19 protein-coding genes and 1 pseudogene are annotated in these 23437 nt (G+C 69.1%); 10 read left to right on the top strand and 10 right to left on the bottom strand.

Features of this window, described 5'->3' with window-relative positions:
* Nucleotides 1–27: 27 nt before the first annotated feature.
* Together OG395_RS33590 and iolC are read right to left on the bottom strand one after the other, a co-directional pair.
* Entirely contained in the window at nt 28–915 is an 888-nt protein-coding gene (locus OG395_RS33590) for a Cgl0159 family (beta/alpha)8-fold protein (RefSeq protein WP_327246267.1), read from the bottom strand.
* Nucleotides 912–1976: a 5-dehydro-2-deoxygluconokinase gene (gene iolC / locus OG395_RS33585; protein ID WP_327246266.1), complete on the bottom strand. Its 1065-nt coding sequence runs from the start codon at nt 1974–1976 to the stop codon at nt 912–914. Before iolC ends, OG395_RS33590 begins: the two co-directional genes overlap by 4 nt.
* Nucleotides 1977–2109: 133 nt before the next feature.
* Between iolC and OG395_RS33580 the strand changes: the two genes are divergently transcribed.
* From OG395_RS33580 to OG395_RS33570, 3 genes are all read left to right on the top strand, one after another.
* Nucleotides 2110–3072: a sugar phosphate isomerase/epimerase family protein gene (locus tag OG395_RS33580; RefSeq protein WP_327246265.1), complete on the top strand. Its 963-nt coding sequence runs from the start codon at nt 2110–2112 to the stop codon at nt 3070–3072.
* Between the two features lie 86 nt (nt 3073–3158).
* Entirely contained in the window at nt 3159–3536 is a 378-nt protein-coding gene (locus tag OG395_RS33575; protein ID WP_266985486.1) for a peptidoglycan-binding domain-containing protein, read from the top strand.
* A gap of 410 nt (nt 3537–3946) precedes the next feature.
* The gene (locus tag OG395_RS33570) at nt 3947–4144 is read left to right on the top strand and encodes a helix-turn-helix transcriptional regulator (RefSeq protein ID WP_037694159.1); all 198 of its coding nucleotides are present in this window, start codon (nt 3947–3949) and stop codon (nt 4142–4144) included.
* Between the two features lie 117 nt (nt 4145–4261).
* Here the strand turns inward: OG395_RS33570 and OG395_RS33565 are convergent.
* Both OG395_RS33565 and OG395_RS33560 read right to left on the bottom strand, forming a co-directional pair.
* A pseudogene (locus tag OG395_RS33565) lies at nt 4262–5309 on the bottom strand (zinc-dependent alcohol dehydrogenase family protein).
* Nucleotides 5310–5386: 77 nt separating this feature from the next.
* Nucleotides 5387–7615 (bottom strand): MMPL family transporter, encoded by a 2229-nt coding sequence (locus tag OG395_RS33560; protein ID WP_327246264.1) that lies wholly within the window; start codon nt 7613–7615, stop codon nt 5387–5389.
* 157 nt (nt 7616–7772) lie between these two features.
* Here OG395_RS33560 and OG395_RS33555 point away from each other — a divergent pair, with 157 nt between their 5' ends.
* The 3 genes from OG395_RS33555 to OG395_RS33545 all read left to right on the top strand — a co-directional run bounded on the left by OG395_RS33555 (nt 7773) and on the right by OG395_RS33545 (nt 11549).
* Complete coding sequence (locus OG395_RS33555) at nt 7773–8549, top strand: TetR family transcriptional regulator (RefSeq protein WP_442818627.1); 777 nt, start codon at nt 7773–7775, stop codon at nt 8547–8549.
* A 135-nt stretch (nt 8550–8684) separates the two neighbouring features.
* Nucleotides 8685–8993, top strand: a complete 309-nt coding sequence (locus OG395_RS33550; protein ID WP_327246263.1) for a heavy-metal-associated domain-containing protein — start codon at nt 8685–8687, stop codon at nt 8991–8993.
* Nucleotides 8994–9131: 138 nt separating this feature from the next.
* Entirely contained in the window at nt 9132–11549 is a 2418-nt protein-coding gene (locus OG395_RS33545) for a heavy metal translocating P-type ATPase (protein WP_327246262.1), read from the top strand.
* 499 nt (nt 11550–12048) lie between these two features.
* On the opposite strand, the gene OG395_RS33540 is transcribed toward OG395_RS33545, so the two are convergent.
* The 6 genes from OG395_RS33540 to OG395_RS33515 all read right to left on the bottom strand — a co-directional run bounded on the left by OG395_RS33540 (nt 12049) and on the right by OG395_RS33515 (nt 19973).
* Nucleotides 12049–13338 (bottom strand): citrate synthase, encoded by a 1290-nt coding sequence (locus OG395_RS33540; protein WP_327246261.1) that lies wholly within the window; start codon nt 13336–13338, stop codon nt 12049–12051.
* A gap of 129 nt (nt 13339–13467) precedes the next feature.
* On the bottom strand, nt 13468–15768 hold the full coding sequence (gene recD2 / locus OG395_RS33535; RefSeq protein ID WP_327246260.1) for an SF1B family DNA helicase RecD2: 2301 nt from the start codon (nt 15766–15768) through the stop codon (nt 13468–13470).
* Between the two features lie 112 nt (nt 15769–15880).
* Nucleotides 15881–16696, bottom strand: coding sequence for an ABC transporter permease (locus tag OG395_RS33530; RefSeq protein ID WP_327246259.1), 816 nt, complete (start codon nt 16694–16696; stop codon nt 15881–15883).
* A 38-nt stretch (nt 16697–16734) separates the two neighbouring features.
* Nucleotides 16735–17619, bottom strand: coding sequence for an ABC transporter permease (locus OG395_RS33525; protein ID WP_327246258.1), 885 nt, complete (start codon nt 17617–17619; stop codon nt 16735–16737).
* A 13-nt stretch (nt 17620–17632) separates the two neighbouring features.
* Nucleotides 17633–18832, bottom strand: a complete 1200-nt coding sequence (locus tag OG395_RS33520) for an ABC transporter substrate-binding protein (protein ID WP_327246257.1) — start codon at nt 18830–18832, stop codon at nt 17633–17635.
* 103 nt (nt 18833–18935) lie between these two features.
* Nucleotides 18936–19973: an ABC transporter ATP-binding protein gene (locus OG395_RS33515; protein WP_327246256.1), complete on the bottom strand. Its 1038-nt coding sequence runs from the start codon at nt 19971–19973 to the stop codon at nt 18936–18938.
* 113 nt (nt 19974–20086) lie between these two features.
* Between OG395_RS33515 and OG395_RS33510 the strand changes: the two genes are divergently transcribed.
* The 4 genes from OG395_RS33510 (at nt 20087) to OG395_RS33495 (ending at nt 23186) form a co-directional block, all read left to right on the top strand.
* A complete protein-coding gene (locus OG395_RS33510; protein ID WP_327246255.1) occupies nt 20087–20908 on the top strand; it encodes a FadR/GntR family transcriptional regulator in 822 nt (273 codons plus the stop codon).
* Nucleotides 20859–21665 carry a cache domain-containing protein gene (locus OG395_RS33505; RefSeq protein ID WP_327246254.1) on the top strand — a complete coding sequence of 269 codons (807 nt, stop codon included), beginning with the start codon at nt 20859–20861 and terminating at the stop codon, nt 21663–21665. The genes OG395_RS33510 and OG395_RS33505 overlap by 50 nt, the downstream gene beginning before the upstream one ends.
* Before the next feature lie 188 nt (nt 21666–21853).
* On the top strand, nt 21854–22189 hold the full coding sequence (locus OG395_RS33500; RefSeq protein ID WP_327246253.1) for a hypothetical protein: 336 nt from the start codon (nt 21854–21856) through the stop codon (nt 22187–22189).
* A 529-nt stretch (nt 22190–22718) separates the two neighbouring features.
* The gene (locus OG395_RS33495; RefSeq protein ID WP_327246252.1) at nt 22719–23186 is read left to right on the top strand and encodes a transglycosylase SLT domain-containing protein; all 468 of its coding nucleotides are present in this window, start codon (nt 22719–22721) and stop codon (nt 23184–23186) included.
* The last annotated feature ends 251 nt before the right edge of the window (nt 23187–23437 follow it).

Raw genomic sequence — 23437 nt, 5'->3', positions numbered from 1 at the left:
TTCTCCCTACCCCTCCCTGTCCACTCGCTACAGCAGTGCCACGGCCGTGTCGACGGCACCGGCCACATCCCCGTCGACCGGATAGAGCAGCGACCTCCCCACCACCAGCCCCTGAACGGTGGGAAGTCGCAGCGCGCCACGCCATTTCTCGTACGCGCCCTCCTGGTCACCGCCCACCTCGCCGCCCAGCAGCACGGCAGGCAGCGTCGATGTCTCCATCACGCGCGCCATGTCGTCGGGGTTCTCGGTGACGGGGACCTTGAGCCAGGTGTACGCGGAGGTCCCCGCGAGCCCCGAGGCGATGGCGATCGACGTGGTCACCGCGGCCTCTCCGAGGTCGTTGCGGACCTTGCCGTCGATCCGGCGGCAGAGGAACGGCTCGACGAAGACCGGCAGCCGGTGCGCGGCCATGGCGTCGATGGCGCGGGCGGTGGCGTACATGGTGTCGAGGGAACCGGGGTCGTCGTAGTCGATGCGGAGCAGCAGCTTGCCCGCGTCGAAGCCGAGCCGGGCGAGGTCGTCGGGCCGGTGGCCGGTGAAGCGGTCGTCGAGTTCGAAGGAGGCGCCCGCGAGTCCACCGCGGTTCATCGAGCCGATGACGACCTTGTCCTCCAACGCGCCGAGGAGCAGCAGGTCGTCGAGGATGTCGGCGGTACCGAGGACACCGTCGACGCCGGGGCGGGAGAGGGCGACGCAGAGCCGCTCCAGGAGCTCGAACCGGTTGGCCATGGCCAGTTCGTGCCCGCCGACGGCGAAGGAGCCGCGGGCAGGATGGTCCGCCGCGATGATCATCAGGCGCCCGGTGTCGCCGACGAGGGGCCGTCTGCGGCGGCGGGCGGCGGCCTCGGCGACGGCTTCGGGGTGGCGCACGCGCAGCCGTACGAGGTCGGCGACGGAGGAGGCCGCGGGCGTCATGAGACCGCCCCGGGCCCGGTTCCGGGTTCGCCGGTGGTGACGGCGCCACGGACGAGTGCCTCTTCCACCTCGTGGGGGAAGGGCATGGCGGGCGAACAGGCGAGCCGGGAGGCGACGATGGCACCGGCTGCGTTGGCGTACCGCATGATGCGCTCGGTCTCCCAGCCCGCGAGCAGCCCGTGGCAGAGCGCCCCGCCGAAGGCGTCTCCGGCGCCGAGACCGTTGACGACGTCCACGGGCAGGGGCGGGACGTCGGCGACGGTGCCGTCCCGGTGGACGGCGAGGACGCCCTTGGGGCCCTGCTTGACGACCGCGAGCTCGACCCCGGCGGCGAGCAGGGCGTGGGCGGCCGCATACGGCTCGCGTTCCCCGGTGGCGATCCGGCACTCGTCGAGATTGCCGACGGCGACGGTGGCGTGGGCGAGGGCCTCGCGGTAGCGCGCGGTGGCCGTGGGGTGGACGAGGTGGTCCGCGCCGGGGCGATCGGGCTCGTCGGCCCAGAACATCGGGCGCCAGTCCAGGTCGAAGACCGTGCAGCGACCTCGTGCGAGGCCTCGCTCGCTGCCGGACTCCACCCGCGCCCCGCCTCTGGCCCGCAACGCCGCCAGCGTCGCCGTGCGACTGGGTTCCGCGCACAGTCCGGTGCCGGTCATCCAGAAGACCCGGGCCGCCCGGATCGCGTCCAGGTCGAGTTCCGCTTCGTGGATCTCCAGGTCGGGCGCCTTGGGCAGGCGGTAGAAGTAGAGCGGGAAGTCGTCCGGCGGAAAGATCTCGCAGAAGGTCACCGGAGTCGGATACGCGTCGACAGGCGTCACCCAACGGTCGTCCACCCCGAACTCCCGCAACTGCTGGTGGAGATAGTCCCCGAACGCGTCCCGGCCGGTGCGTGTCACCACCGCCGTCCGCCGACCGAGCCGGGCGGCCGCAACAGCCACATTGGTCGGTGAGCCGCCGAGGAACTTCCCGAACGTGTCGACCTGAGCCAGCGGACGTCCGGTCTCCAGGGGGTAGAGATCCACCCCGATCCGCCCCATGGTGATCACGTCGTACATCTCAGGCATACGCATCCCTTCGACCGGCGACCGGAGCGGCTGCCCCCAGGTCTAGCCCTCTCTCAGGAACCCTGTCAACATTTTGTCCGGACATACGGACGTACTCTTGACACTCGTGTTCCGGCGCCGAATTCTTGGCCGCATGACCTCCTCCGCTTCCGCTCCGGCCCGCATCCGTATCGGCTCGGCACCCGACTCCTGGGGGGTCTGGTTCCCCGACGATCCCCGTCAAGTGCCGTGGCAGCGCTTCCTCGACGAGGTGTCCGAGGCGGGTTACGAGTGGATCGAGCTGGGCCCGTACGGCTATCTCCCGACCGATCCGGCCCACCTCGCCGAGGAGACCGGCCGCCGCGGACTCACCGTCTCCGCGGGCACCGTTTTCACCGGATTGCACCACGGCCCGGACGTCTGGGAACGGACCTGGGCGCATGTCGCCGACATCGCGGCACTCACCCAGGCGATGGGCGCCGGGCATCTGGTGGTCATTCCGTCGTTCTGGCGCGACGACAAGACGGGCGAGATCCTTGAGGACCGCACCCTCACCGCGGAACAGTGGCGCCACCTCACCACGCAGACGGAGCGGCTGGGCCGCGAGGTGCGGGACCGTTACGGACTGCGGATCGTCGTCCACCCCCATGCCGACACCCACATCGACAGCGAGGAGAACGTCAACCGGTTCCTCGACGCCACCGATCCCGACCTGGTCTCGCTCTGTCTCGACACCGGCCACTACGCCTACTGCGGCGGGGACAGCGTCAAGCTGATCGAGACCTACGGCGAGCGGATCGGCTATCTGCACCTCAAGCAGGTCGATCCGGACGTCCTGGCCGAAGTCGTGGCGGACGAGGTGCCGTTCGGGCCGGCCGTGGCACGGGGCGTCATGTGCGAACCACCGAACGGTCTACCCGCCCTGGGTCCCGTGCTGGACGCGGCCCGCCGGCTGGACGTCGACCTGTTCGCGATCGTCGAGCAGGACATGTATCCGTGCCCGCCCGACAAGCCACTGCCGATCGCCCGCCGCACCCGCGCCTTCCTTCGCTCCTGCGGCACCCCGGCGCAGACACCCACACCCGAGCAGGACACACCGAACCGGGCACGGATGTGACGTCCGGGCGGTGTGCGGTGTTGTGCTCGGAGAGAAGCGGGTGCGGTCCCTTCCGCACCCCGTGACCGCACGAGGAGCAACTCACCGTGATCCGCAAGATGTCTCTCTCCGCCAGGACGGCTGGGGCCTCGGCCCTGGCCGCACTCGCCCTGGCCGCCACCCTCACCGCCGCGCCCGGCGCCTCGGCCGCCGGGCGCGCCCCGGAGCAGTCGCTCCTCTCGCCCGGCGCGGCCTGCGTGTTCTACGACGGCAACCAGCTGACCTTCTTCGGCGAACAGGGCGAACGCGTCTCCGAGGTGCAGTGCCTTCTGGCCAACCGTCGCTATCTGCCGTGGAGCGCCGTCGACGGCACCTTCGGGACGACGACCCTCGCCGCTGTTCTGCGTTTCCAGGCGGACCACCCGCCACTCGTCCCGGACGGCCTGGTCGGTCCGCAGACCTGGTCCGCACTCTGGCACGCATAGACCGACCGGCAAATGGAGGGCGGGAGAAGGAGCGGGGTCCGCTGCGTGCAGCTGCAAGGCGGAGGAGGGAGGCAACACGAAGGGGGTCCCCCCTGCCCCTTCAGGGCTACGGGGGAGTTGCTGACTGACGACAAAACCGCAGCTGTGCGTGCCGGACCCCGCGACGCCGCCCTCCATTTGCCGGTCGGCCTTAGCCGCCTCCGGCCCCATGCACGCCTTCTGTCACAGATATCACCCCCTCGTCACACATGTCTGCGTTACGCGGGTCTTCCGTCACAGGCGCTCGACAGCCCCTCGCCGCCCGTCACTCCGTGTCGTTCACCGGACACAGGCTGAGTGATCGTCAGCGTCCGTGCCGCAGTGCCCCCGACAGCCCCCGGCTGCCGCCGCGGCGCAGAGAGGTGTCACTTATGACGGACAGAAGGCTCTGGTCCTACAAGGACATTGCCGCGCACATCCGGGTGCAGCCGGAAACCGTTCGCTCGTACCGCAAGCACGGTCTTCTTCCCGCACCCGACCATGTGGAGAGTGGTAAGCCCTACTGGTACGCGGACACTGTCCGCGCCTGGGTCGCTGCCCGCCCGAGCAACCGGGGCCGCAAGGGCTGACGCTCTCCCCCTCCTCCGTCCGTTCCAGGCCCCGTACGACGGCCGGCTCCCACTGGCGCCGCACGGGGCCTCCGTCCGTGCCTGGTTCCCGTGGCGCCCGGCCCTCGGCCGGCCGGGCTACTTCATGGGGTCGATGATCGTCACTCCTGCCCCCTGGCGTCTTCCCCATCGCGGCGAGTGCCGCCGGTGCCGCGTCCAGCGGGATGGTGGACGTCACCAGCAGGTCGGGGCGCAGAGTGCCGGCCCGCACCATGTCCATCATCGGCGGGTAGTCGTGCGCGGCCATTCCGTGGCTGCCGAGGATCTCCAGTTCTTGACCGATCACCCGCGCCATGGGGACAACGGGGTCACCGGCCACCGTGGGCAGCAGTCCCACCTGGACATGGCGCCCCTGCCACCGCAGGCTGCGGACCGAGGCGGCACAGGTGACCGGTGAGCCCAGCGCGTCGAGTGACAGATGCGCTCCGCCTGCGGTCAGTTCGCGCACTGCTTCGTCCGCCCCTCCCGGGTGCGCGGACGCGTCCACGCACGCCGCCGCCCCGAACGACCGGGCGAGTTCGAGCGCGCGAGCCGAGACGTCGACCGCGACCACCCGCGCCCCGCACGCCACCGCGATCATGACGGCGGACAGTCCGACCCCGCCGCAGCCGTGCACCGCGACCCACTCGCCCGGCGCCACCCGCCCCTGGCCGACGACGGCCCGGAACGCCGTCGCGAACCTGCACCCCAGACCGGCTGCCGTGGCGAACGACAGCCCCTCCGGCACGGCGACCAGATTGACGTCGGCCTGTTCCAGAGCCACGTACTGGGCGAACGAGCCCCAGTGGGTGAAGCCCGGCTGGGTCTGCCGCTCACAGACCTGCTGGGCCCCGGCCGCACAGGCGGGGCAGCGCCCGCAGGCGCAGACGAAGGGCACGGTGACCCGGTCGCCGGGCCGCCAGTTGACAACGCCCCGCCCCACCTCCTCGACCACACCGGCGAGTTCGTGGCCCGGCACATGCGGCAGGGTGATGTCCGGGTCGTGGCCCATCCAGCCGTGCCAGTCGCTGCGGCACAGCCCGGTCGCCTCGACTCGAACGACGACACCCTGCTCGGAGGGGACCGGATCCGGTACATCCTGCACCCCGGCGTCCTGCCCGAACTCCTCGAACACCACTGCCTTCATCATCCCGCCCTTCGTTCCGCCCGCCGGCCGGACCGCCACCCGTGCTGTCCGTCGAAGCACTCGTCGGACCGTCGAATCTACGCCCCGGTGCTGATCTTGTCCCGATCGGGAGCGGCTGCGGACATGTCCTCGGCGAGGACCGGTGCGGGCCCGCCTTCGCTCAGCCCGAACCTCTGGTGGAAGGCCCGCAGCGGTGCGGGTGCCCACCAGGTCACCCGGCCCATCAGCTTCATCACGGACGGCACCAGCAGGCTCCGCACCACCATGGCGTCCATCAGCACGGCCAGCGCGATACCGAGGCCCAGCATCTTCGTGTTGGTCACCCGCGACGTACCGATGGCGACCATCACCACCGCGAGGATCACGGCCGCCGCAGTGATCAGTCCACCGGTGTGCCTCAGCCCGAAGGTCACCGAATGCTCGTGGTCTCCGGTGCGGTCGTACTCCTCCTTGATCCGGGAGAGCAGGAACACCCCGTAGTCCATGGAGAGTCCGAAGGCGACGCAGAACATCAGTACGGGCAAGGTCGTCTCTATGTCCCCTGTACTGGTGAAGGAGAGCAGTCCGGACAGATGCCCGTCCTGGAAGACCCAGACGACCGCTCCGAACATCGCTGTAAGGCTCAGAGCGTTGAGCACCACTGCCTGGAGCGGGATGAGCACGCTGCCTGTGAGCAGGAAGACCAGCAGCAGCGTCACGAAGACGATGATGCCCATCGCCCACGGCAGCCGGTCCGCGATGGCGTCCTTGGAGTCGACGAGGACCGCCGCCGTGCCCGTCACCGAGGTGTCGAACGGGGCGGGCTGGGCCCGGAGCTCGCGTACGAGCTGCTGGGACTCCTCCCCCACGGCCTCCCCCTTGGGCAGCACGCTGAAGTATGCGGACCGCCCCTCCGTCACCGGTCCGTCGACTCGGAGCACGCCGGGGAGCGCAGTGATCCTGTTCCGGTAGTCGGCGTACTGGGCGGGCGTCGCGCTGCCCTCCGCGAGGACTTCGAGGCCGCCGCCGGGGCTGCCGGGGAAACCGTCCCGTATGTGCTGCTGGACGACATGCGACTCGGCACCTGCGGGCAGCTGGCGGTCGTCCGCCGTACCGAACTTCACCCCGAGGAACGGCAGTCCGAGCAGGACCAGGCCCACCGTGGTGAGGACGGCGAAGACCGGCGCCCGGCGCATCACCAGGGTCGCGAACCGCCCCCATCCCCTGCCCGACGCGTCCGGCTCGTGGTGCGCCTCGCTCCCCCGGCGGCGCAGCAGCCGGCGCAGGTCCAGGGAGTTGACCCGAGGACCGAGAAGCACCAGCGCGGCCGGCAGCAGGATCAGCGCGGCAGCGGCGGCCAGCAGAACCACGGCGATCCCCGCATAGGCGAACGAGCGCAGGAAGTACTGCGGGAAGACCAGCATCGCGGCCAGCGAGACCGCCACGGTCAGCGCGGAGAACAGCACCGTGCGCCCCGCGGTGCGCAGCGTCGTGCCCACCGCCGCCCGCGTGTCCGCTCCCGCTGCGAGCTCCTCGCGGAACCGGCGCACGATGAACAGGGCGTAGTCGATGGCGAGCCCGAGGCCGAGGGCCGTGGTGAGGTTCTGGGCGAAGACCGAGACGTCGGCGAATTCGGTGATGCCCCGCAGTACGGCGTTGGTCCCCAGGATCGCGACGATGCCGACGCCGAGTGGCAGCAGGGCCGCGATCGCGCTGCCGAAGACCATGACCAGCAGCACCAGCGTGACCGGAAGGGCGATCATCTCGGCCCGCAGCAGGTCCTCCTGGATGATCGTCTGCATCTCGTGGCGTACGGCGACGGGGCCGCCGACCGAGACCTTCACCGGGCCGTGCGCCCCTCGGTAGGTGGGGGCTATCCGGTCCAGGACCTCGCCCACCGCCTTGTCGTGGCCCTCGATCCTGGCCGCGATCAATGCCTCCCGCCCGTCCTTGGCGCGGAGCCCGGGCGACTTGCTCTGCCAGTACGAACCGACGCCCGTGATGTCCTTCTCCGCAGCCAGCTCCTCGGTGAGCCGTGCGGCCTCGGCGGCCACCGCGGGGTCGTCGACAGAAGTGCTGCCGCTGTCGACCAGCAGCAGAAGGTTGGGCTGGGACGCGGGAAACTCGCGCTCCAGCGCCTTGGTCGTATAAGTGGACTCGGCATCGGGGGCCTCCCAGCCACCGCTGCCCATCCGGTCGGCGACGCCGCTGCCCACGAACACCGCGAGTGCCGTGATCACCAGGGCGGCCAGCAGCGCGAGCCGTGGTCGCGCGGTGACGAACCGGGTCCAGCCCCCCAGGCGCTCCGAGCGGTTGACTTGAGGCATGGTGCGGTGTCCCCTTCCCCCAGACCCGGGCGGCACAGGGCAGCATGGGTCACTCGTTGCCACATACACTGGCAAACACGAGTCATCGCTCGCGTTCCACAAGAATGCGAGCGCCCACTCGCGTTTGTCAAACGCGTGAGGAAAGCTGGGGATTACCGTGTCGGAGGCCAGATCCGGAGCCGCCGGAGCCGCCGGGAGGAAGGGCACCACCGGGGACGCGGGCGCCACCGAGGGGAAGGGCACCACCAAGGCCGCACGCGCCGCCGGGAGCGCGGGCACCACCGCCGGCCGGCCGCGCCGCCGCCAGGCCCGCGGCGAAGCCCGCATCGCTCAGCTCCTCAAAGCGGCCGCCAGCGTCTTCTGCGCGACCGGCTACACCGCCGCGAGCACCAACGCCATCGCCCGCGAGGCCGGCGTCTCGCCCGGCACGCTCTACCAGTTCTTCCCGAACAAGGAGGCCATCGCCGTCGAACTCGGCGACCAGCTGCTGGGGCGCTGGCGCGAGACGTACGGAGCGGCCTTCCTGCCGGACAATCTGGCACTCCCCCTCGACCGGATGCTGGACGCCACCCTCGACCCGCTGATCACGTTCAACTGCGAGAATCCGGCCTTCACCGTCCTGATGCACGGCTCCGAGATCCCCGGCGTGATCATCCGCGAGCACGACACCCTGCACACGACGATGCTCTCCCGGGTCGAGGCCATCCTCGGTGGCTACCTCCCTGACACGCCGCCCGCCGAGATCACCCGCATCGCCACCATGATCTTCATCCTCTTCAAGGCGGGACTCGACGTGATCATGGCCCACGAGGGCAAGGAGCGGGAGGCATACATCAAGGAGTTGAAGACCGTGCTCCTCCGCTATCTGGAGCCGCTGGTCGGCGACCGGGCCCCCTCGGCCACCCCGGCCACCGCTCCGCCGAATGGCCGATAGCGCACGAAGCGACATCACCCCCTCTCGCGTTCATACCCCCTAGGGGTATAGAGTTGCCATCTGTCGGGGCGCACCGGCCTTCCCGGGGCTCCCTGGCGCCACACTGCAGCTGTACGCGTCGAAGAGGAGAACACCATGACCACCGAGACCCAGCTCCCCCAGGCCACCGGCTCCTGCTGCTCGCCCGGTGGCTCCTGCCACGACGGTGCGGGTACCGAAGCACCGGCGGGCGCGGTCACCACCGTCTACCAGGTGACGGGTATGACCTGCGGGCACTGCGAGGGCGCCGTCTCCGAGGAGATCTCCGGCATCGAGGGCGTCACCTCGGTGAAGGCCGTGGCCTCCACCGGACAGGTGACCGTCGTCTCCGAGGCGCCGCTCTCCGAGGACGCCGTCCGCGCCGCGGTCGACGAGGCGGGATACGAGCTCGCCGGCCAGGCCTGAACGCCGTCCGGGCCCACCCGGACACCCCACAGACTCCGCACCGTCAGCATCACCTGCACCACCCCTTGCACCGCCGGGCCGGACCGACCAGCAGATACTGGTGGGACACGGCCCGGTCGGCATTTCAGGAGTTCGGACATGCACAGCGCTACAGAGGCCGAAGCCCCGGCAGTCGTGAGTTCGGGAGCGGAACTCACGATCGGCGGGATGACCTGCGCCTCGTGCGCGGCCCGCGTCGAGAAGAAGCTCAACCGGATGGACGGCGTCACCGCGTCCGTGAACTACGCGACGGAGAAGGCGCGCGTCGCGTTCGGTGCCGGGACCCGGCTGGCCGACCTGATCGCCACGGTCGAGAAGACCGGATACACCGCACAGCCGGTACAACTGCCCGCACCGACGCCGCCCCCGGAAACGCCCTCGGCGCCCGAGGCCACCAGCCCCGCCGAGGCCGAACGGACCGAAGGGACCCGACAGACCCGGGAAACCGAAGCGGCGGCGGACACCGACACCGCGCCGGAGGAAACCGAAGCCGAGCGCGGTGCGGCCGACGCTCTCGCCGCCCTGCGGCAGCGGCTGATCGTCTCGGTCGTCCTCGCCGCCCCCGTCGTGCTCCTGGCCATGGTCCCGTCCCTCCAGTTCGACAACTGGCAGTGGCTCTCCCTCACCCTCGCCGCACCCGTGGTCGTCTGGGGCGGACTGCCCTTCCACCGCGCCACCTGGACCAACCTCCGGCACGGCGCGGCCACCATGGACACCCTCGTCTCCGTCGGCACGCTTGCCGCGTTCGGCTGGTCGCTCTGGGCTCTGTTCTTCGGGGACGCGGGCATGACCGGGATGCGGCACGGCTTCGACTTCTCGGTCTCACGCGCAATGGGGTCTCCCCTGCTCGAGCGGAGCCGAGAGCTCGGGGAAGGCTCCTCCACCATCTATCTGGAGGTGGCCGCCGGGGTCATCACCTTCATCCTGCTGGGCCGCCATCTGGAGGCGAAGTCCAAGCGGAAGGCCGGTTCCGCGCTGCGTGCGCTGATGCACCTCGGCGCGAAGGACGTCTCCGTCCTCAGGAACGGCACCGAAGTACGCATCCCTGTCGCCCGGCTCACCGTCGGCGACCACTTCGTGGTCCGTCCCGGCGAGAAGATCGCCACCGACGGCACCGTCACCGAGGGCACCTCCGCCGTGGACACGTCGATGCTCACCGGCGAGTCCGTGCCGGTCGAGGTCGGGGTCGGGGACTCCGTCACCGGTGCCACGCTCAACGCGGACGGCCGGATCGTCGTCGAGGCGACACGGGTCGGCGCCGACACGCAGCTGTCCCGGATGGCCAGGCTCGTCGAGGACGCCCAGATCGGAAAGGCCGAGGTGCAGCGCCTCGCCGACCGGATCTCCGCGGTCTTCGTCCCGGTCGTCCTGCTGCTCGCGCTGGCCACCCTGGTCGTCTGGCTGCTGTTCACGGACGACGTGACCGCCTCGTTCACCGCCGCCGTCGCCGTACTGATCATCGCCTGCCCCTGCGCGCTCGGCCTCGCCACCCCCACCGCGCTCATGGTGGGTACGGGGCGCGGCGCGCAGCTCGGCATCCTGATCAAGGGCCCGGAGGTCCTGGAGACCACCCGGCGTATCGACACGATCGTCCTGGACAAGACCGGCACGGTCACCACCGGCCGGATGACCCTCCAGGACGTCCACGCGGCGCCCGGCACCGACGCGGCGCAGCTGCTGCGGCTGGCCGGCGCCCTGGAGCACGCCTCCGAGCACCCGATCGCCCAGGCCGTCGCCACCGGCGCCGCCGAACGCACCGGGGCCGCGCTCCCCGCCGTCCAGACCTTCACCAACGTCCCGGGGCTCGGGGTACGCGGCACCGTCGACGGACACCAGGTGCTCGTCGGACGCCCCCAGCTGCTCACCGACGCCGGGATCACCGTCCCCGAGGCACTGTCCGGCGCCCTCGCGGACGCGGCGGCCCAGGGACGTACGTCCATCGCCGTCGCCTGGGACGGCGAGGCGCGTGGCGTTCTCGGGGTCGCCGACGCGATCAAGGACTCCAGCGCGACAGCCGTCGCCGAGCTGCGCGCCCTCGGTCTCAGGCCGGTGCTGCTGACCGGCGACAACCGGGCCGTGGCGGACGCCGTCGCCCGTGCCGTCGGCATCGACGAGGTCTACGCCGAGGTGCTCCCCGAGGAGAAGGTGCACGTCATCGAGCGGCTCCGGGCTCAGGGACGTTCGGTCGCGATGGTCGGGGACGGTGTCAACGACGCGGCGGCCCTCGCCACCGCCGACCTCGGACTGGCCATGGGCACCGGCACGGACGCCGCGATCGAGGCGAGCGATCTGACCCTTGTTCGTGGAGATCTCAAGGTGGCCGCCGATGCCATCCGGCTCTCCCGGCGCACCCTGACCACGATCAAGGGCAACCTTTTCTGGGCATTTGGCTACAACGTTGCCGCCCTACCCCTTGCGGCGTTTGGCCTGCTCAACCCTATGATTGCCGGAGCGGCGATGGCCTTCTCATCGGTCTTCGTCGTGACGAACAGCCTGCGGTTGCGCGCCTTCACATGATTTCCACAAAGAGATCTAGATCACATCGGTTTCAGGGTAACCATCCGGTGGGTTCGCGAGTCTAAGAGTGCGATGCCAAGGATGTCTTGGGGGACGTCCGACGAAGCGTCTTGGGGGATGCTTCAGGCAAGCGTTGGCCGGGGCACGTGCACCGGGGAGCTTTGAGCGGCCCTCCCGAAGGTACGTACCCCGGCAGACCGCGAGACGTGCAACCGCAGTGACGTAGTGCAGCAGTACCGAGGAACACCCAGGAGCTTCGGCTCCCGCAGACGCCCGGCCGGATCCCGTGGGGGGAATCCGCTCCGGGATATGGGAAGCGCCTCGCTGTCGGCCCGTGGGGGGATCGGCGGCGGGGCGCTTCTCGCTACAGGACAGCCCTTGGGGCCTGGGCCTGATACGCAAATCGCCCCGGACACCGCGCTCTGTGCGAAAGCGCGGTACGCGGGGCGAAGGCAGCCCGGCCGCAGTGGCCGGGGCGATGCAGAGGGTGCTACGGGATTCAGCGGCCCTCGACCGGGACGAAGTCGCGCAGGACCTCGCCGGTGTAGATCTGGCGCGGGCGGCCGATGCGGGAACCCGGCTCCTTGATCATCTCGTGCCACTGGGCGATCCAGCCGGGGAGCCGGCCGAGCGCGAAGAGCACGGTGAACATCTCGGTCGGGAAGCCCATGGCCCGGTAGATCAGACCCGTGTAGAAGTCCACGTTGGGGTAGAGGTTGCGCGAGACGAAGTACTCGTCGGAGAGCGCGTGCTCCTCCAGCTTCAGCGCGATGTCGAGCAGCTCGTCGGACTTGCCGAGCGCGGACAGCACGTCGTGGGCCGCAGCCTTGATGATCTTGGCGCGCGGGTCGAAGGACTTGTAGACGCGGTGGCCGAAGCCCATCAGCCGGACGCCGTCCTCCTTGTTCTTCACCTTGCGGATGAAGGAGTCGACATCGCCGCCGTTGGCCTGGATGCCTTCGAGCATCTCCAGCACCGACTGGTTGGCGCCACCGTGCAGCGGGCCCCACAGTGCCGAGATACCGGCCGAGATCGAGGCGAACATGTTCGCCTGCGAGGAACCGACCAGACGCACGGTGGAGGTCGAACAGTTCTGCTCGTGGTCCGCGTGCAGGATGAGCAGCTTGTCGAGCGCGGAGACGACGACCGGGTCCAGCTCGTACTCCTGGGCGGGGACCGAGAAGGTCATGCGCAGGAAGTTCTCGACGTACCCGAGGTCGTTGCGCGGGTAGACGAAGGGGTGGCCGATCGACTTCTTGTACGCGTACGCGGCGATCGTCGGCAGCTTGGCCAGCAGGCGGATCGTCGAGAGGTGGCGCTGCTCCTCGTCGAACGGGTTGTGGCTGTCCTGGTAGAACGTGGACAGCGCGCTGACGACCGAGGACAGCATGGCCATCGGGTGGGCGTCGCGCGGGAAGCCGTCGAAGAACCGCTTGACGTCCTCGTGCAGCAGCGTGTGCTGGGTGATCTCGTTCTTGAAGGTCGAAAGCTCGTCGACCTTCGGAAGCTCACCGTTGATGAGCGTGTACGCGACCTCGAGGAACGTCGAGCGCTCGGCGAGCTGCTCGATGGGATAGCCGCGGTACCGCAGGATGCCCTGCTCACCGTCGAGGTAGGTGATGGCGGATTTATACGCGGCGGTGTTGCCGTATCCGCTGTCCAGCGTCACCAGGCCGGTATTCGCCCGGAGCTTCCCGATGTCGAAGCCCTTGTCGCCGACGGTGCTGTCGATCACCGGGTAGGTGTACTCGTCATCGCCGTACCGCAGTACTACAGAGTTGTCGCTCACGTCATCCCTCACCGACGTAGTGCCTCTTCTTCGAGGTTCCCTGACTGTCTCCACCCTCCCCCATTTGGCTCAGGAGAGTGCACTCGGGGTCGTCCATTGGACCTACTGGCGGCACTCAGTGCCGCCAACTTACTCATCCTGCCCCCTTGACTCCGGTTCCGGAAGGGCCTCGTGATGTTTGCCACCGATTTGATCGATCATTTTTTCCGCCGATCCTCCGCCCGACCTTCCGCTCAGCCGGTAATCCAGCGCCGTACAGCGTCTGCCTGCGGAAACCGTGCGGACCGCCTGGCCGATCGCCTGCCGGGAGCCGACCAGCACGACGAGCTTCTTGGCCCTCGTCACGGCCGTGTACAGCAGGTTCCGCTGGAGCATCATCCAGGCGCTCTTGGTGACGGGGATGACGACGGCCGGGTACTCGCTGCCCTGGGAGCGGTGGATCGTCATGGCGTACGCGTGGGCCAGCTCGTCCAGCTCGTCGAAGTCGTACGGGATCTCCTCGTCCTCGTCGGTGAGGACCGTCAGCTGCTGTTCATCGAGGTCAAGGGCGGTGACAACGCCGACCGTGCCGTTGAAGACGCCGTTCTCCCCCTTGTCGTAGTTGTTTCGGATCTGGGTGACCTTGTCACCGACCCGGAAGACCCGGCCCCCCATCCGCTTCTCCGGCAGGTCGGGGCGGGCCGGGGTGATGGCCTGCTGCAGCAGTCCGTTGAGCGTGCCCGCGCCGGCCGGACCGCGGTGCATGGGGGCGAGGACCTGGACGTCACGCCTCGGGTCGAGGCCGAATTTGGCCGGAATACGACGGGCCGCGACGTCCACGGCGAGGACGCCCGCCTCCTCGGTCTCGTCCTCGACGAAGAGGAAGAAGTCGCTCAGGCCCTGGGTGAGCGGCGGCGTCCCGGAGTTGATCCGGTGGGCGTTGGTGACGACTCCGGACTGCTGGGCCTGGCGGAAGATCGTCGTCAGCCGGACCGCGGGAACGGGTCCGCCGTCGGCGAGCAGGTCGCGCAACACCTCCCCCGCGCCGACCGAGGGCAGCTGGTCGACATCCCCGACGAGCAGCAGATGGGCACCGGGTGCCACGGCTTTGAACAGTTTGTTGGCGAGCAGCAGATCGAGCATCGACGCCTCGTCGACGACGACGAGATCTGCGTCCAGCGGACGGTCCCGGTCGTAGGCCGCGTCCCCGCCGGGCTTCAGCTCCAGCAGCCGGTGCACGGTGGACGCCTCGGCGCCGGTCAGCTCGGACAGCCGTTTCGCGGCCCGCCCGGTGGGCGCGGCCAGAACGACCTTTGCGCGCTTGGCCCGGGCCAGCTCGACGATGGAGCGGACGGTGAACGACTTCCCGCAGCCGGGTCCGCCGGTCAGCACGGCGACCTTCCGGCTGAGCGCGAGTCGTACGGCCGCCTCCTGCTCGGGGGCGAGCGTCGCCCCGGTACGACCGGCGAGCCACGTCAAGGCTTTGCCCCAGTCCACGTCCTGGAAGGCCGGCAGCCGGTCCTCGGGGGTCCGCAGCAGCCGCTGCACCTGCGCGGCGAGAGCGACCTCGGCGCGGTGGAACGGTACGAGGTAGATCGCGGTTATCGGCTCGCCTCCCTCGGGCGACGGCACCTTCTCCCGTACGACGCCCTCCGGATCCTCGGCCAGTTCGGCGAGGCACTCGATGACCAGCCCCGTATCGACCTGGAGCAGCTTGACCGCATCGGCGATCAGCCGCTCCTCCGGGAGGAAGCAGTGCCCCTGGTCGGTGGACTGCGACAGCGCGTACTGCAGCCCCGCCTTGACCCGCTCCGGACTGTCGTGCGGGATGCCGACCGCCTGCGCGATCTTGTCCGCGGTGAGGAAGCCGATGCCCCAGACGTCGGCGGCCAGCCGGTAGGGCTGGTTCTTCACGACGGAGATCGAGGCGTCCTCGTACTTCTTGTAGATACGGACGGCGATGGAGGTGGAGACGCCCACACCCTGGAGGAAGACCATCACCTCCTTGATCGCCTTCTGCTCCTCCCAGGCGGCGGCGATCATCTTCGTCCGCTTCGGGCCGAGCCCCGGGACCTCGACCAGCCGCTTCGGCTGCTGCTCGATGATGTCGAGCGTGTCGACGCCGAAGTGGGTGGTGATCCGGTCGGCCATCACCGGCCCGATGCCCTTGATCAGTCCGGAGCCGAGGTAGCGGCGGATGCCCTGGATGGTGGCGGGCAGCACGGTCGTGTAGTTCTCCACCGTGAACTGCTTGCCGTACTGGGAGTGCGAGCCCCAGCGCCCCTCCATCCGCAGCGACTCCCCGACCTGCGCACCCAGCAGCGAACCGACGACGGTCAGCAGATCACCCGCACCCCGACCCGTGTCGACGCGGGCGACCGTGTACCCGTTCTCCTCGTTCGCGTAGGTGATCCGCTCCAGGACCCCTTCGAGGACCGCCATGTTGGACATGCCTCGACGGTATCGGGCGCCACCGACACTCCACACGCCGAGTCACGGACTCACCCGGGTGAGACAGCTGCCGCCGGCGCCGAGGCTGTCGCAGGCGGCGCTCGGTGTGCTCTCAGATACGACTGCCGGAGGCGGTGTCCGACGACAGCCGTTGGGCGAGATAGATCGGTATGACGGAGAGCAGGACCAGGACGGCGGCGACGACGTTGACGACGGGTGCCTGTTGGGGCCGGGCCATGTTGGAGAAGATCCAGACGGGGAGGGTCTGGACGCCGGGCCCTGCGGTGAAGGTCGTCACGACGATCTCGTCGAAGGAGAGTGCGAAGGCGAGGAGTCCGCCCGCGACGAGCGCGGAGCGCACCAGCGGGAAGGTGACGTCGACGAACGTACGGAAGGTGTGCGCCCCGAGGTCCATGGCGGCCTCCTCGTACGATCCGGACATCCGGCGCAGCCGGGCGATCACGTTGTTGAAGACGACCACGATGCAGAAGGTGGCGTGTCCGACGATGACGGTGAAGAGGCCGAGGCCCACGCCGAGCGGTTCGAGGATCGTGCGGAAGGCGGTGTTGAGCGCGACGCCGGTGACGATGCCGGGCAGCGCGATCGGCAGGACGACCACGAAGGAGATGGCCTCGCGTCCGAAGAACTTGTAGCGCTGGCAGGCGAAGGCGACGAGAGTGCCGAGGACCAGGGCGATCGCGGTCGCGCCGAGCCCGGCCTTGAGTGAGGTCCACAGCGCGCCGCGGGCGCCGGAGCTGTGCCAGGCATCGACCCACCAGTCGAAGGTGAGTCCGGGCGGCGGCCAGCCCGAACTACGGTCCGGGTTGAGGGAGTTGATGAGGACCAGGAACAGCGGGACGTAGATCACCGCGAAGCCGAGCCCGGCGGCGATGCGCACGGTGATGCGCGCGGGGCGGGAGAGATTCATCGTAGGGACCTTCGCTGTGCGTGATGCGATGCGGACCGTCAGAGGCTGCTGAGGGCTCCGGTGCGACGCACCGCGAGCAGATAGAGCACGATGATGACCACCGGCACCGTGCCGAGCGCGGCGGCCAGCGGCAGGTCCAGAGTGATGTTGGAGTAGATGAGGTTGCCGATGAGCTGGGTCTTGCCGCCGACGATCTGCACGGCGATGTAATCGCCGAGGCTGAGCGAGAAGGTGAAGACCGAGCCGGCCGCGACGGACGGAAGGACCATCGGCAGCACCACGGCACGGAAGGTTCTGCCGGTGCGGGCGCCGAGGTCTGCGGAGGCGTCCAGGAGGCTGGCCGGGAGCTGCTCGAGTCCGGCGTGGATCGGCAGGACCATGTACGGCAGCCACAGGTACGTCAGCACCAGGACGGTCGCGGTCGGACCGTAACCGGGCCCCTTGATGCCGAGCGGCCCCAACAACCAGTCGAGCAGGCCGCCTTGGGCGAGGATGAGACGCCAGGCGTACGCCTTGACGAGGTAGCTGGCCCACAGCGGAGTGAGGATCGCCACGACGAGGAGCGGCCGCCACCTGGGCTGCGCGATGCGGGCCGTGTAGAAGGCGACCGGGAAGGCGATCAGGACACACAGCACGGTGACCGCGAGGGCGACGCCGACACTGCGCAGGGCGACCTGCCGGTAGACGTCGGTGGTGAACAGCGCGGTGAAGTTGTCCGTGTTCCAGATCTTCACCACGTTCGAGGTGAAGGCGTCCGTGGTCCAGAACGCGGACAGGAACAGCACGGTGAGCGAGCCGAGGTAGGCCAGGACGAGCCAGGCCAGCGGCGCGGAGAGCAGCAGGGACAGCTGCAGCCGGGGGCGTCGGTGCAGGATCCCGGCGAGCCGCCGGACGGGTCCGGCGGCGTGCGCGGTGTCGGTCATCGGTGGGTAAACCTCAGCCCTTGATCCCGGTCCAGGCCTGGACCCACTTGGCGTACGGCACGCACGTGGTGTCCGTGCGTCCGTCCACGCACTGCGGGATGGGCGTGGTCCAGAAGTGAACCTGCTTCCAGTACGACTCGTCGGCCGCGTGATACGTGGTGCAGTGGTTCTTGTCGGCGGTCTCCGCACAGGCCTCGGCGTTGGAGGGGGCCTCGCCGAAGTACTCGGCGACCTGGGCGTTCACCTTCGGGGAGACGATCCAGTCCATCCACTTGTAGGCGCAGTTCGGGTGCTTCGCCTTCGCGGAGATCATCCAGGTGTCGGACCAGCCGGTGGCGCCCTCCTTGGGAAGGACGGCCTTGACCGGGACATTCTCGGCCTGGGCGGTGTTCAGGATGACCTGCCAGCTGGTGCCGACCACGGAGTCACCGCTCTTGAAGGCGGAGACCTCCTTGAGGTAGTCGCTCCAGTACTCGCCGACGTTCGCGTTCTGCTCCTTGAGCAGGGCGACCGCGGCGTCGAACTGCTTCTGGTCCAGGGCGTACGGGTCCTTGATGCCGAGGGACGGCTTGCTCTTCATCAGGTACAGGGCGGCGTCCGCGATGTAGATGGGCGAGTCGTACGCCGTGACCTTCCCCTTGTGCGCCGAGGACTTGTCGAAGACCGCGGACCAGGAGTCGGGTGCCGGGGAGACGTTCTTCGTGTTGTACATCAGGAGATTGGCGCCCCGGCCGTGCGGGATGCCGTAGGAGACACCCTTGACCGAGTTCCACTGCTGGTCCTTGAGCCCGGAGAAGACGTCCTTGTAGTTGGGTACCAGCTTGGTGTTGACGGGTGCGGCGTCGCCGGACGCGATCAGGCGCAGCGACGCGTCGCCGGAGGCCGAGACCGCGTCGTACTGGCCGGTCTTCATCAGGCTGACCATCTCGTCGGAGGTGCCCGCGGTCTTGGTGTTGACCTGACAGCCGGTCTGCTTCTCGAAGTCGGTGACCCAGTCGACCTTCGGGTCGTTCGAGCCGTCCTCGGCGTAGCCCGCCCAGGCGATCAGGTTCACCTGCCCCTCCGTCTTGCCGAGGGACTTCTGCGCGGCGAGCTTCGGCGGGGTGAAGGCGCCGCCGGGCGACGTCCCGGCGGTGTCCGAAGAACCGCAGGCGGCGGCAAGGAGCAGGGCGCCGAGCGCGGCCGCTGCTCGGGACGTTCGGTTCAGACGCACAGGGATCTCCACGGAAGGGGGAAAGGGCGGGGAAGGGTTGTGCGGGTGTGTACGGTCACCGGGCTTCAGGGGCCCGGAGGTTGTGTTGCGCGTGTCCGCGCGGTCACCGGGACCCAGGGACCTTGAAGTTGTGCCTTTGGTGCCACTGGAGCGTGACCCGGGAGCCGCGGAAGGCGGCGACGTCCTCGGACGAGGTCTCCAGGTTCTGCTGGAGGGCGGTGAGCCGGCCGCCCGCGTCGAGGTCCACCAGGAAGCGGGTGGCGTCCCCCAGGTAGACGACCTCCGCGACGGTGCCGGTGGCGCGGGAGTGCCGCGGCTCGTCGGCGAGTGCTGATTCCTTGAGTACGCGGATCTTCTCCGGCCGGATGCTGTACGTCGCCCGGTCGCCCACGACCTGCTCCGCGGCGTCGTCGGTCAGCAGGTTCGACGTGCCGACGAAGCCGGCGACGAACGGCGTGGCGGGACGTTCGTATATCTGGGCCGGAGTGCCGACCTGCTCGACGCGCCCCTGGTTGAAGACCGCGATCCGGTCGCTCATCGTCAGCGCCTCCTCCTGGTCGTGGGTGACGAAGACGAAGGTGATGCCGACCTCGCGCTGGATCGCCTTGAGCTCGACCTGCATCTGCTCGCGCAGCTTGAGGTCGAGGGCGCCCAGCGGCTCGTCGAGCAGCAGCACCTTCGGCCGTCCGACCAGGGCGCGGGCCAGCGCCACGCGCTGGCGCTGGCCTCCGGAGAGCTGGGACGGGCGACGGGTGCCGAAGTCCGCGAGACGTACGCTCGCCAGAGCCTCCCTGGCCTGCTTCAGACGCTCGGGCTTGGGCACTTTGCGGACCTTGAGGCTGTAGGCGACGTTCTGCTCCACGGTCATGTGCGGGAAGAGCGCGTAGTCCTGGAAGACGGTGTGCACGTCGCGCTCGAAGGGCGCCAGGCGGGTGACATCGGAGCCCGCGAGCTCGACGGTTCCGCTGGTGGGGGCCTCGAACCCGGCGATCATCCGGAGCACCGTGGTCTTGCCGGAGCCGGACGGTCCCAGCATCGAGAAGAACTCGCCGTCCGCGATCTCCAGTTCGACTCCGGCCACGGCCTCTGTCCTGCCGAACGTCTTGCGCAGGTTCTGCAGCCGAATGGCCATTCCCTCCATGGGCGGGAACCTTTCTGGTGCTGTCGGGAGTTGGCCGTAAACATATGAAGTCATAGTTCTAATTTCAAGGCCCCGCTAAGGTAAAGGCTGTGCCAACTGGCAAGGTGGTGATCGTGAACCGAGACAAACCCGGCGCCCGCAGAGTCGTCTTCACACCCGTCGACACCCTGGCCCGCGTGGACGCCGTCGTGCGGCGGCTCGGTGACGCCATCGACCTCGGGCTGCTCGCCGACGGCGAGCAGCTCCCCGGCGAGACCGACCTTGCGGCCCAGCTCGGCGTCTCCACCGTGACCTTGCGGGAAGCCCTGATGGCGCTGCGGCAGCAGGGGCTGGTCACCACCCGCAGAGGGCGTGGCGGAGGCAGCTTCGTCACCGTGCCCGACGGCCCCGCGGAGGACCGGCTCCTGGCCCGTCTCGCCGAGTGGAGCACCGAGGAACTCCGCGATCTCGCCGACCACTGGGCGGCCGTGTCCGGGACCGCCGCCCGGCTCGCGGCCCAGCGCACCGAGCCCGATGATCTGCGGCAACTGCGCAGGTCTCTGGGAGAGTTGGTGGACGCCAAGGACTCCGGGGCACGCAGTCGCATCGTCGGGCGCTTCCATGTCGAGCTGGCCGCGGCCGCCCAGTCCGCCCGGCTGACCAGGGAAGAGGTCACTCTCCAGACCCAACTGGGGGCGCTGCTGCGCCTCCCGCTCGCCGAGGACGAGCATCTCAAGGACTCCGTGGATCGTCACCGCGCCGTAATCTCGGCCGTGCATGATGGGGCGGATGACCGTGCCAGGGCCCTGGCCGAACAATGCGTGCAGGCCTCCATGGCGCGCCTGATCGAACTCCGCCTCGGCTCTGCCGGCGGTGCGCGCGGTCCACGTCCGAAGGAGGCCCCCGATGGGCAGCAGTCCCCGTCTCGCAAGCGAGGCCGGACCGGTCCTACGTGACGAGACGACCGTCGCCGACGCGGCCGCCCGTGTCCGGGACGCGCTCGAAGGAGTCTTCGACGCCGTGGCCAGGACTGCTGCGGACACCGAGGCGGTGCTCGCCCCGGCCGTCGCGGGCGGCCGCCGTCCGGTCTCGGCCGATCTGGCCGCGCTCCGCCCCGGCCTGCATGCCCGCCTCGCCCAGTACGAACTGGTCTCGGGGCTCGGCTTCGTCGCGGCGCCAGGACTGCTCGACGACGTACCGGCGTGGCTCGAGTGGTGGCAGACCGCCGTGGACGGGTCCGTGCATCCGCTGTTGCTCGACCTGGACCCGGAGCGCTCGCCCTACTCCGACTACACCCACTGGGACTGGTACACCCTGCCCCGCGACACCGGGCAGCGGGCCGTCGCCGGGCCGTACGTCGACTACCTCTGCTCCGACGAATACAGCCTCACTCTCTCCGCACCGGTGACGGTCGGAGGACGCTTCATGGGAGTTACGGCTGCCGACGTCTACCTGCGGCGCTTCGAAGCGGTCGTCATGCCCCTGCTCCAACGCCTGCCGGAACCCGCCCGCCTGGTGAACGCGCGCGGCCGGGTCGCCGCCTCCACCGACCCCCACCACCTGGTCGGCTCACTCGCCAAGGACCCGATTTTCGCGACGGTACTGACCGGCCGGACCACCGGCATCGAACACGACGGACTCCAACTACGGCCCTGTGACGGCGTTCCGCTCGTCCTGGTGACGGCGAATCCCACCGCGCCACGCTCCGCGTAGGCGCAGGCCGGGCTGGAGCTTCCGGCACCCACGCTCGAGGACGCCCGGCTCGCCGGGGAGCGACCGTCGTTCCGCCGGACGGTCTGGTGGCGCGCAGGCAGCCGTCCCTATGATGCTGCGCTGACCAGCGCCGTCGCCAGATTCCCGACCCGGCCCGGCATCACCCCCTTTGCCGCAGAGGACTGCCCATGCCTTTCCGCCGGATCGCCGCCCTGGCGGCGGTGTCCGTGACCGTACTGCTACTGGCCTCCTGCGGCAGCAGCAAAGTGCACGGCACCGTAACCGAGAAGGAGTACAAGTCGGCCCGCACCACGTGGAAGACCGAGCCGGTCACGAAGAGGCAGTGCACCACGTCCCGGAGCAACGGCAAGACCAAGAAGTCGTGCCGAACGGTGCGGACCGGCACCCACCGTGTCTCGCACCGGCATCCGGCGTGCTGGCAGATCGAGCTGGACGACGACGCGCACGAGCTGTGCATATCCAAGAGCCGGTGGGACAAGGTGCGTGTCGGCGACCGGTGGTGACCCACCGGGACCCGTGCCGCGGCGCCGGCTCGGTCCGGCTCGGCGCCCCTGGCCCAGGTAGCCCCTGACGCCACCCGGCAGCCGGTGAGTCACCCCCGCTCGCATTACGGGGCCAGGCAGATCCGCAGTCGGCTGCTTCAGACGGGCCGGATGGTCCGGAGAGGCTCGGCGCCTACCCCCTCGGGCTCGCTGGCCGCTTTGAATGGGCCGACCACGCCTTCATTGCATTGCGCTTTTTATTCATTACGCGTGGCGAAGCGAATAGAGGGCTCCTGGGTTGATGCAGGGCCATATATCCGTGTCCGTTTTGGGAGGATTTAATACTTCTGTCGTGTGACGTGGGCGATATGGTATGCGTCACCATGATACGACTTAGTAGGGCAAAGAGCCTCTCTCGCGGCCCGTTTACGGCCATTTCGGACACTCTTGCCGGTTCCCTGTACGTATCTCGATAGTAATGAGGGTCATTGACCGGAACTTGAACTCCGTTTAAGAATTCTTGGCATCCCCACGGAAGAGGTAATTTCCGATGCAGATCTCCGCGATGTCCAAGAAGTTCGCTCACATGGCCCAGACCAAGAAGATCTCGCTGGGCATGGCCGCCGCCGGCGCCGCAGTCGTCGCCGGTTCCCTCGTCAGCGCCCCGGCCGCCTCGGCCGCCACCCCCGCCCAGGCCGGCGGCAGCGTCAACACCTGGATCAACCAGTCACTGGAGATCATGCGGGCGCAGGGCATCCCGGGCTCCTACAACGGCATCTACAAGAACCTGATGCGCGAGTCCTCCGGCAACCCCAACGCCATCAACAACTGGGACTCGAATGCCGCCAAGGGCATCCCGTCCAAGGGTCTGCTCCAGGTCATAGACCCGACCTTCAAGGCGTACCACGTCCCCGGCACCTCGTGGAACATCTACGACCCGGTCGCCAACATCACCGCCGCCTGCAACTACGCGGCCCACCGCTACGGCTCGATCGACAACGTCAACTCGGCCTACTGATCAGCTTGCGATGAAACCGATCTCGGCGGCTACCGAGCCGGCCCGGTCCGGTCCGACCGGCCGCAGGAGTCGTACGAGACGGTCCCGGTAAGACGAAATGGGGTCCGGTCAGAAGACCGGACCCCTCTCGCTTTCCCCCTCCGTCAGGGCTTCCCGATCCCCCCGGATCCCTCCCGGAAGCGCCCGACGCAAGATACGACCCGGCAGGGCGCGGAAGGGTTGCGTCCCTTTGCGATGTCTTTACCCGCCGC

It is taken from the genome of Streptomyces sp. NBC_01320 (assembly GCF_035974375.1).
GTDB classification, from domain to species: Bacteria; Actinomycetota; Actinomycetes; order Streptomycetales; family Streptomycetaceae; genus Streptomyces; species Streptomyces yanii.
This window is presented reverse-complemented; position numbering and strand designations above follow the sequence as displayed.